The sequence below is a fragment of the Nocardioides hwasunensis genome (assembly GCF_014779665.1).
GTDB classification, from domain to species: domain Bacteria; phylum Actinomycetota; class Actinomycetes; order Propionibacteriales; family Nocardioidaceae; genus Nocardioides; species Nocardioides hwasunensis.
This window is the reverse complement of record NZ_JACXYY010000011.1, coordinates 26,538-35,560: the sequence shown is the minus strand read 5'-3', so window position 1 is coordinate 35,560 and position 9,023 is coordinate 26,538. Positions and strand designations below refer to the sequence as shown.

Annotated in this window: 9 protein-coding genes and 1 rRNA gene; 9 read left to right on the top strand and 1 reads right to left on the bottom strand. The window is 72.4% G+C overall.

Annotated features, from left to right (window positions below; translation table 11 throughout):
* The first annotated feature begins 145 nt into the window (after positions 1-145).
* Positions 146-263: ribosomal RNA gene (gene rrf, locus IEZ25_RS20955) — 5S ribosomal RNA — on the top strand.
* Positions 264-565: 302 nt separating this feature from the next.
* Positions 566-940 carry a single-stranded DNA-binding protein gene (locus IEZ25_RS20950; RefSeq protein ID WP_191201430.1) on the top strand — a complete coding sequence of 125 codons (375 nt, stop codon included), beginning with the start codon at positions 566-568 and terminating at the stop codon, positions 938-940.
* On the opposite strand, the gene IEZ25_RS20945 is transcribed toward IEZ25_RS20950, so the two are convergent.
* Complete coding sequence (locus IEZ25_RS20945) at positions 915-2,033, bottom strand: DUF1015 family protein (protein WP_191201429.1); 1,119 nt, start codon at positions 2,031-2,033, stop codon at positions 915-917. The genes IEZ25_RS20950 and IEZ25_RS20945 overlap by 26 nt on opposite strands.
* Before the next feature lie 48 nt (positions 2,034-2,081).
* Between IEZ25_RS20945 and IEZ25_RS20940 the strand changes: the two genes are divergently transcribed.
* The 7 genes from IEZ25_RS20940 to IEZ25_RS20910 are packed head-to-tail and all read left to right on the top strand — an operon-like array spanning position 2,082 to position 9,017.
* Complete coding sequence (locus IEZ25_RS20940) at positions 2,082-3,101, top strand: HAD-IIA family hydrolase (RefSeq protein ID WP_191201428.1); 1,020 nt, start codon at positions 2,082-2,084, stop codon at positions 3,099-3,101.
* A 10-nt stretch (positions 3,102-3,111) separates the two neighbouring features.
* The gene (locus IEZ25_RS20935; RefSeq protein ID WP_191201427.1) at positions 3,112-3,357 is read left to right on the top strand and encodes a hypothetical protein; all 246 of its coding nucleotides are present in this window, start codon (positions 3,112-3,114) and stop codon (positions 3,355-3,357) included.
* Between the two features lie 6 nt (positions 3,358-3,363).
* A complete protein-coding gene (locus IEZ25_RS20930) occupies positions 3,364-4,203 on the top strand; it encodes a TlyA family RNA methyltransferase (RefSeq protein ID WP_191201426.1) in 840 nt (279 codons plus the stop codon).
* A complete protein-coding gene (locus tag IEZ25_RS20925) occupies positions 4,200-5,150 on the top strand; it encodes an NAD kinase (protein ID WP_318152380.1) in 951 nt (316 codons plus the stop codon). Before IEZ25_RS20930 ends, IEZ25_RS20925 begins: the two co-directional genes overlap by 4 nt.
* Complete coding sequence (gene recN / locus IEZ25_RS20920) at positions 5,143-6,915, top strand: DNA repair protein RecN (RefSeq protein ID WP_191201425.1); 1,773 nt, start codon at positions 5,143-5,145, stop codon at positions 6,913-6,915. The genes IEZ25_RS20925 and recN overlap by 8 nt, the downstream gene beginning before the upstream one ends.
* Positions 6,916-6,930: 15 nt before the next feature.
* The gene (steA, locus tag IEZ25_RS20915) at positions 6,931-8,130 is read left to right on the top strand and encodes a putative cytokinetic ring protein SteA (RefSeq protein WP_191201424.1); all 1,200 of its coding nucleotides are present in this window, start codon (positions 6,931-6,933) and stop codon (positions 8,128-8,130) included.
* Complete coding sequence (locus tag IEZ25_RS20910; protein ID WP_191201423.1) at positions 8,127-9,017, top strand: copper transporter; 891 nt, start codon at positions 8,127-8,129, stop codon at positions 9,015-9,017. The genes steA and IEZ25_RS20910 overlap by 4 nt, the downstream gene beginning before the upstream one ends.
* Positions 9,018-9,023: the final 6 nt, after the last annotated feature.

Sequence of the window (9,023 nt, the reverse complement as noted above, 5' to 3'; positions counted from 1 at the left end):
GGGCTTGTCCCAACCACGTACACAACCACACACACGTGAAGTTGTACCCGCGCACACAACGAACACACACCCACATGCGGGTTGTTCGCGTCCACTACGCAGTTCCCAACCAACAAACCCACTGGTTTGTGAGGGTTGAAAGAGTTACGGCGGCCATAGCGAAACGGGAAACACCCGGTCCCATACCGAACCCGGAAGTTAAGCCTTTCAGCGCCGATGGTACTGCAACCGAGAGGTTGTGGGAGAGTAGGACGCCGCCGGACATACATTGTGAAAGTGGAGTCACCCTAGGGTGGCTCCACTTTTGCATTTCGGGGTTGCTCTCTGCACGGGGCTGGGGCGCAGAAATGCAGATGTGGCGATGGGATTCGTGCGCCACCAGGTGTCCACAGGCGAGCTTGAGAGCGTGCGATCCACAGGCCGATGACGCGTCGCTCAACTGGTGTGGGTGTCCTTCTGGAGTGTGGTGGCCAGGAGGTGCACATGACCAAGACGCAGACCAAGAGACAGACCCACGACACAGACCAAGGCGCCGCAGAAGACCACCGGCAAGGACCAGACCAAGGTGGCGGCGGGCAGCGGCGATCGGGAGGTCCTCACCAACGAGGTACGACTGATCGGCCGCCTGAGTGCCGATCCCGGCGTGATCGAGCTGCCGAGCGGCGATGAGCTGATGTCGTTCCGGATCTCGGTGCCTCGGCGAGTCCCGACACGAGGCTCGGGTGTCGGACAGCCGCAGACACAGCGGGTCGACTCCATCCCGTGCGTGGCGTGGGCGCCGCGATTGCGGCGCAGCGTGGCGACCTGGCGCGCGGGTGACGTCGTGGAGGTGGAGGGGGCGATGAGGTGCCGCTTCTACCAGGCCGGCGGTGCCACCAGGTCCCGCGTGGAGGTCGAGGTCGCCGCGGCGCGCGTCATCCGTCGGCGATCGGCCGCATGAGGACGCCCAGGCTCGGCTTCGGCTGGAAGGACGTGGCCTTCTCCGGGAGGAGCCCGCCCGACTCCACCAGCGTCCGGACCTGGTCGAAGTCAGGACTGGGCAGGAGGACGGCCGGTGACTCTCTTGTCGCAGAGGCAAGTGCATCCTCGACCGTGTGGTGGTGCTCGATGCGCGTGACGGGTCGGGGCAGGCGAGGAAGCAGCTGCTCGTGGAGCCAGGACACGGCCGCCTGGTGATCCAGGTCGCGCGGACGGATCGTGTGCCAGTCGCGGCCGTCGGTGAGCACCAGGAGGGTGCCGTCGAGGGCTCCCAGCGCAGCCTGTCGTGATCGCGTGGTCAGCTCAGCCCCGACGGCGGCCGCGGCCTGCAGCAGCTCCTCGATCGACGTGCCGCCGAGCGTGCGATGGATGGCGCCCAGGAACAGGGGAGTGTCGAGCTGGTCGACGATCATCGCGAGACCGGCATCCCACGGCGTGCCTGGGTTGCGCTCTTGAAGGCGCACGTAGGCGGCGTAGCGGTGGTGTCCGTCTGCGAGCAGGCATCGCGACCCACTGAGGAGGGCATCGATGCGGGCGACGAGCTCGGGATCGCGGACTGCCCAGATGCGCTGGCGCTGCTCGGTGCGATCGAGGTAGCGCCAGTCCGGCTCGCTGCGGACGATCTCGCCGATGAGGTGACGGAGCTCCGACGCGCCGTGGTGCACGAGCAGGATGGGCGCCGGGTTGAGCTCCATCTGGAGCATCCGGTCGGCCAGGTCGCCGGCCTGCTCGGGGTGGATCCCCTCGTGGGGCCACACCGCGCGGTCGGCCATCGACTCGGCCCGGCGCGACATGTCGAGCGCACCGACGAGGCCGCGGACGGTGAGTCCTCCGGACGTGTACTCGTGGAGGTAGAGGGCAGGAGCGACGTCGGAGGAGGCCCGTCCCTCCGCGATCCACTGTGACAGGCGGGTGGCGACGTCGCGATAGGGTCGTGCCAAGGCCCGGGCGGACGCGGGATCCCCCACGCGCGCCGGTGCCAGCATGACCGCCCGGAACGGGAGGAGCTTGAGGGGCTTCGCGACGTACGGCGGTACGACGGTGTCGAAGTCCATCGGAGCATCGTATGGGGATGGTCGTCACACGTGATGGAGGGGTGGAGCATGCTCGAGGAGTCGATGGCGCCGGTCGTGGAGGCGCACGACCTGGTGATGTTCGACCTGGACGGTGTCGTCTACGTCGGTGGAGAGGCGATCGACGGCGTGGCTGGGCGCGTCGAGCGTCTCCGCGCGGCTGATCGACACGTCGCGTTCGTGACGAACAACGCCTCGCGCACGCCCGAGCAGGTGGCCCAGAAGCTCGTCGACCTGGGCGTGAGCGCGGTCGCCTCCGACGTGGTCACGTCGGCCCAGGCCGCGGCACGACTGCTGCTCGAGGCTCACGGGATCGGTGCCAAGATCCTGCTCCTGGGAGGCGAGGGACTGCGGGCGGCTCTCGAGGAGGCCGACCTCGTGCCGGTCGAGAGTCCCGACGGTGCGGTGGCGGTGGTGAGTGGCTACGGGCCCGACGTGCGCTGGCGCGACATCATGCGCGCGGCGACCCTGATCAAGGGCGGCCTTCCCTACGTCGCCAGCAACACCGACATGACCATCCCGACCCCCTACGGCCTGGCGCCCGGCCACGGCGTCCTGGTGCGGACGATCACACAGTTCGCGGGAGTGTCCGCGACGGTCGCCGGCAAGCCCGAGAAGCCGCTGATGGACGAGACCGTGCTGCGCGTCGGAGGAGACCGACCGCTGATGGTCGGTGACCGGCTCGACACCGACGTCGAGGGAGCGCACGCGATCGGGGTGCCATCGCTCCTGGTACTGACCGGCGTGAGCTGGCTCGAGGACCTCGCGGCGGCCACGCCGCAGCTGCGACCGTCGTACATCTCGTCGACGCTGGAGGGCCTGTTCGAGCCGCACCCGGTGCCGGTGGAGGCTGACACGGGGTTCGCGCTCGGCGGCTGGACCGGCTCCGTCGTGGAGGGTCGGCTCGAGATCAGTGGCAGCGGTGACGACGACGACTGGTGGCGCGTGGCGGCCACCGCGTGCTGGCAGCACCTCGACGCGTCGGGGAGCGTCGCCGACGTCTCCGACACGACTCCGCCCGGACCCGCCCGGGCCCTGGCCGCCGAGTAGGCTCGCGGCCATGGACCAGCACCCCGACGAGCAGGCTCACGCCGAGGACCGAGTGACTCCGCCAGCTGCGTCCGCCCGGCCCGCGGTCGACTACGAGCCCACCGGTGTGGCCTCCGTGGATCGCGTGCTGGCCGAGGTGACGGCCGTGGTCGACGCTCCTGTGGCCGACCACGTCGAGGTGTTCGAGCGTGCCCACGACCAGCTCCGCCGCGCCCTCGATGCCCGCCCGGGGACCGACGGCGAGCAGGACACCTGACGCGCCGTGCCCCCACGACGACTTCGCCTCGACCAGGAGCTCGTCCGTCGCGGCCTGGCCCGCTCGCGCGAGCACGCCAGCGACCTGGTGGCCGCTGGACGGGTGACGGTGTCCGGCGCGCGGGCCACCAAGCCGGCGACCGGTGTCACCACCGACGTCGCCATCGTGGTCCGGGAGGACCCGACCTCGGTCGACTACGTCTCGCGAGGCGGTCACAAGCTGGCGGGCGCCCTGGCGGCGTTCGCCGCGCACGGGGTGGACCCGGCAGGGAAGCGGTGCCTCGACGCCGGTGCGTCCACGGGTGGCTTCACCGACGTCCTGCTGCGGGCCGGCGCACGGGAGGTCGTCGCGGTCGACGTCGGCTACGGCCAGCTCGCCTGGTCGCTCCAGAGCGACGACCGGGTGCAGGTGCACGACCGGACCAACATCCGCGAGCTGAGCCTCGACCTCGTCGGCGATCCGGTCGACCTCGTGGTGGGCGACCTGTCCTTCATCTCCCTCGCGCTCGTGCTGGACCCGCTCCTGTCCGTCACCCGCGAGGACGGCGAGCTCGCGCTGATGGTGAAGCCGCAGTTCGAGGTCGGCAAGGAGCGCGTCGGCAAGGGAGGTGTCGTGCGCGACCTGGCCCTGCGCGCCGAGACCGTGACCGCGATCGCCGACCTCGCGGGCGCGCGCGGCTGGGGTGCGGTGGCCGTCACGGTGAGCCCGCTGCCCGGACCGTCGGGCAATGTCGAGTTCTTCCTCCTGCTGCGCCGTGGGCCCGCGGCGATCGGCGCCGACGACATCGCCGCGGAGGTGGAGCGCGCCGCCTCGATGGGGGTGGCGGGTGAGAGGGTGGACCCGTGACCAACGAGAGGCCCGGACGCCGCGTGCTGCTGCTAGCGCACACCGGACGGGCCGAGGTCCGCGAGGTCGCCCGCACCTGCGTGCAGAGCCTCACCGGGCAGGGGATCGCCGTACGCCTCCTGGCCGACGAGGCCGCCGACCTGGGCCTCGCGGACGTCGACGGCCTGGTCGAGACGACGCTGGCCGACGACGTCCCGGGCGAGGGGTGCGAGCTCGTGCTCGTCATCGGGGGCGACGGGTCGATCCTCCGTGCCGCCGAGCTCACCCACGAGACCAGCACGCCGCTGCTGGGCGTCAACCTGGGCCACGTCGGGTTCCTCGCCGAGGCCGAGCAGGACGACATCGAGTCGACGATCACCGCCATCGTCGAGCGCGACTACACCGCCGAGGACCGGCTCACCCTCGCCGTCCGGGTGCTGGTGGGCAAGGAGGTCCAGTTCGAGACCTTCGCGCTCAACGAGGCCAGCGTCGAGAAGGCAGCCCGCGAGCGGATGCTCGAGGTGGTGGTCGAGGTCGACGACCGGCCACTGTCGCGATGGGGGTGCGACGGCGTCGTGTGCGCCACCCCCACCGGTTCGACCGCCTACAACTTCAGCGCCGGCGGCCCCGTCGTGTGGCCGGAGGTCGAGGCACTGCTGATGGTGCCGCTGAGCGCACACGCCCTCTTCGCCCGGCCCATGGTGGTCGCGCCGACCTCCGTGCTCGCGATCGAGGTGCTGTCCAACACCGAGGGCTCCGGCGTGCTGTGGTGCGACGGCCGGCGCACGGTGGACCTGCCGCCCGGAGCGCGGATCGAGATCCGCCGTGGTGACCGGCCGGTCCGGCTGGTCCGGCTGCACGAGGCACCGTTCACCGACCGGCTCGTGGCCAAGTTCGACCTGCCCGTCGAGGGCTGGCGCGGAGCGGCCGAGCGTCGGCGCCGTGACGGGGGCGAGCACGATGCTTGAGGAGCTGCGCATCAGCCAGCTCGGGGTCATCGACTCCTCGACGCTCGAGCTCGGCCCCGGCCTGACCGTGATCACCGGTGAGACCGGCGCCGGCAAGACCATGGTGGTGACCGCGCTCGGCCTGCTGCTGGGCGGTCGCGCCGACCCCGGTGCCGTGCGCACCGGCGCCAGGCAGGCCCGCGTCGAGGGCGTGGTGTCCGCCGGCGCGCTGGCGAGCTTCCGGGAGGCCGTCGAGGCCTCCGGTGGCGTGGTCGAGGACGACCAGGTCGTGCTGGCCCGCAACGTCGCGGCGCAGGGCCGCTCGCGGGCCTGGGTCGGCGGCGCCTCGGTGCCGGTGACCACGCTCGCCGACGTCGCCGAGCCACTGGTCGCGGTGCACGGCCAGTCCGACCAGCACCGGCTGCTGAAGGCAGGCGCCCAGCGTGCCTCGCTCGACCGGTTCGGTGGCGAGGAGCTCGCCACGACAGCGGCGACGTACGCCTCGAGGTGGGCCGAGCTCGCCGCGACCGAGCGGACCCTGGCCGACGTGGTCGGCTCCGCCCGCGAGCGGGCCCGCGAGGCCGACCAGCTGAGATTCGGACTCGGCGAGGTCGAGGAGGTCGACCCGCGACCGGGCGAGGACGCCGAGCTGGCCGCCGAGGAGACCCGACTCGGGTTCGCCGACACCCTGCGCACCGCTGCCGAGACGGCCCGTGAGGCCCTCTCCAGCGACGAGGGCGCCACCGACGCACTGGGCACGACGAGTGCTGCGCGCCAGGCCCTCGACGGGGTCCGCGAGCACGACGACGCGGCCGGAGCGCTCGCTGACCGGCTCGCGGAGCTCGGCCACCTGCTCGTCGACGTCGCCGGGGACGTGGCGTCCTACGCCTCGAGCCTGGAGACCGACCCGGCCCGACTGGCTGCCGTGTCCGAGCGCCGGGCCGCGCTGACAGCGCTCACCCGCAAGTACGGCGAGACCATCGACGAGGTGCTGGCCTGGGCCGAGGACGGCGCCAAGCGTCTGCTCGACCTCGAGGACACCGACGGCCAGATCGCCGAGCTCGAGGCCCGTCGCGACCGGATCCGGAGCGAGCTGAACACCATGGCCGCCACGCTCAGCGCCCAGCGCTCCGACGCCGCCACCCGGCTCGGGGTCGCGGTGAGCGAGGAGCTCACGTCGCTGGCGATGCCGCACGCCACGGTGTCGATCGCCGTCACCCAGCACGAGACCGCGACCCCCGAGGTGCCGGCCGGCCCGCAGCTGGAGGTCGGCGGGCGGTGGGTGCGCGCGACGGTCCACGGCGTCGACGACGTCGAGTTCCTCCTGGCCGCCAACACCGGCGCGGACGCACGAGCGCTGCACAAGGGTGCCTCGGGCGGTGAGCTGTCCCGCGTGATGCTGGCGCTCGAGGTGTCGCTGGCCGAGACCGGCTCGGTGCCGACATTCGTCTTCGACGAGGTCGACGCCGGCGTCGGGGGGAAGGCCGCGATCGAGGTCGGTCGCCGGCTCGCGGCGCTGGCCCGCACCTCGCAGGTCCTCGTGGTGACCCACCTCCCGCAGGTGGCGGCGTACGCCGACAGGCACGTCGTGGTGCACAAGTCGAGCGACGGCTCGGTGACCACGTCCGGGCTGGTCTCGCTGACCGAGGACGATCGCGAGCGCGAGCTCTCCCGGATGCTGGCCGGGGTCGACGAGTCCGAGAGCGCCCGCGCCCACGCGCGTGAGCTGCTCGACGCCGCCGCGCCCGAGCGGGCGTGCCTCCCCGAAGGGCGCGGTCGCGGCTGACACCATGGCGCGGTCATGAAGTTCGCAGTCCGCTCCCGATCCGCCCACGGTCTCGCCGGTGTCCAGGGCCCCGCCCGCGTGCACCGGCGCACGGCCAACGTCCAGGGCCGCTTCCGCGCCGGCGACGTCGCCGTCCTCGACCACGTCGACATGGACCGGGAGACCGCCCAGGCGCTGATCGACGCCGGCGTGGTGGCCGTGGTCAACGCCAGCCCGATGATCTCGGGCCGCTACGCCAACCTCGGGCCCGAGCGGCTCGTCGAGGCCGGCATCGTGGTCGCCGACAGCGCCGGGCCGGAGGTCTTCGACCGGGTCAAGGACGGCACGCCGCTACGGATCGACGGAGGCGCCGTCCACGCCGGCGACACCCTGGTGGCCACTGCGCGCGCCCTGACCGACGAGGTCGTCCGCGACGAGATGGGCAAGGCCCGATCCGGCCTCGCCTCGCAGCTGGAGAGCTTCACCCACAACAGCACCGAGTTCCTCCGTCGCGAGGAGGCGCTGCTCCTGCACGGCAACGGCGTGCCGGCGATCGCCACCGAGATCGCCGGGCGGCCCGTCGTGGTCGCCGTACGCTCGCACGGCTGGGAGGAGGAGCTGCGCGGCATCAAGCCCTTCGTCCGCGAGCAGCGTCCCGTCCTGATCGCCGTCGACCGTGCGGCGGACGCGCTCGTCGGCGCTGGCCACAAGCCCGACGTCGTCGTCGTCACCGGCGCCAGCGACGACCTGCCGAGTGCCGCGGTGCTGCGCAAGGCCCGCGACGTCGTGGTCCTCGTCGAGCGGGGTGCCTCGCGCACCGCCACGGAGCCGTTCGAGCGACTGGGCATCCGCGCACTCCGCTTCGAGACGACCGCCACCACCGAGGACGCCGCCCTGCTGCTGGCCTCGGCGCGCGAGGCCTCGCTCATCGTCGGCGTCGGGATGCACGCCACCCTCGAGGAGTTCCTCGATCGGCGTCGCTCCGGTCTCGCCAGCACGTTCTTGACCCGCCTCAAGCTGGGCCCCGACCTGGTCGACGCCGCCGCCCTGCCGCGTCTCTACGACGGCGCCGTCCGGCCGCGGCACCTCGCAGGGGCGCTCGTGGCCGGGGTGCTCGCCCTCGTCGCGGCCGTCAGCGTCACGCCGGTCGGCCAGCAATGGGTCGACGAGCTGGCCCCACGCGTCACCAGCGCCACGTCCCACCTGATCGACAACGTTGAGGGAATGCTCCCGTGATCACCCTGCGCCACCACCTGCTCACCATCGTCGCGGTCTTCCTCGCGCTGGCCGTCGGCATCGTCCTCGGCGGCGGCCCGCTCTCGGACGTCGGACCCGCCGTGACGGCGAGCAGCAGCGGGGAGGAGCCCGCTGCGGACGCGCAGGCGCAGTCCGGCTACAGCGAGGAGCTCCTCGCCGCACTCGGGCCGGGCCTGGTGTCCGCTCGCCTGGCGGACCAGTCGGTGGCCGTGGTGACCGTGCCCGGAGCCGACGAGCAGCTCGTGGGAGCACTCACCGAGCAGGTCGCGGCCGCCGGCGGCACCGTGACCGGCCGCTACACCCTGGGCAACGACCTGGTCGACCCGAACCAGAAGTCCCTCGTCGACACCCTCGGCAGCCAGCTGGTCACCCAGCGGGCGGGAGAGGACGTGCCGGCGGAGGCGTCGGCGTACGACCGCATCGGCCAGCTCCTCGGGCTCGCGATCGCGACCACGGAGTCCGGCGGCGCCGACGTCAACGGCAAAGCGCGGTCGATCGTGGACGCGATCACCGGCGCCGGTCTCATGACCGCCCCCGGCGAGGTGTCCCGCAGGGCGCCGCTCGTGCTGCTGGTGCTCGGCACCGACGCCGGTGACGAGGGGTCGGACGCGGTCCTGGCCGGTCTCGCCCAGGGCCTGGCAGCCCAGGCCACCGGCGTGGTGGTCGCCGGCACCACCGACGACGGCGACACCGGCCAGCTCGGCCGCTTCCGCACCGACCCGGCCTCCGCTGCCGTCGCGAGCGTGGACGGCATCGACACCAGCGCCGGTCGGATCGCGACGATCCTCACCCTGCAGCGCTCGCTGACCACGCCCGGCGGTGCGTTCGGTGCGTCGGGTGCCGACGGAGCCGCCCCCCTCGGGTAGGATCGA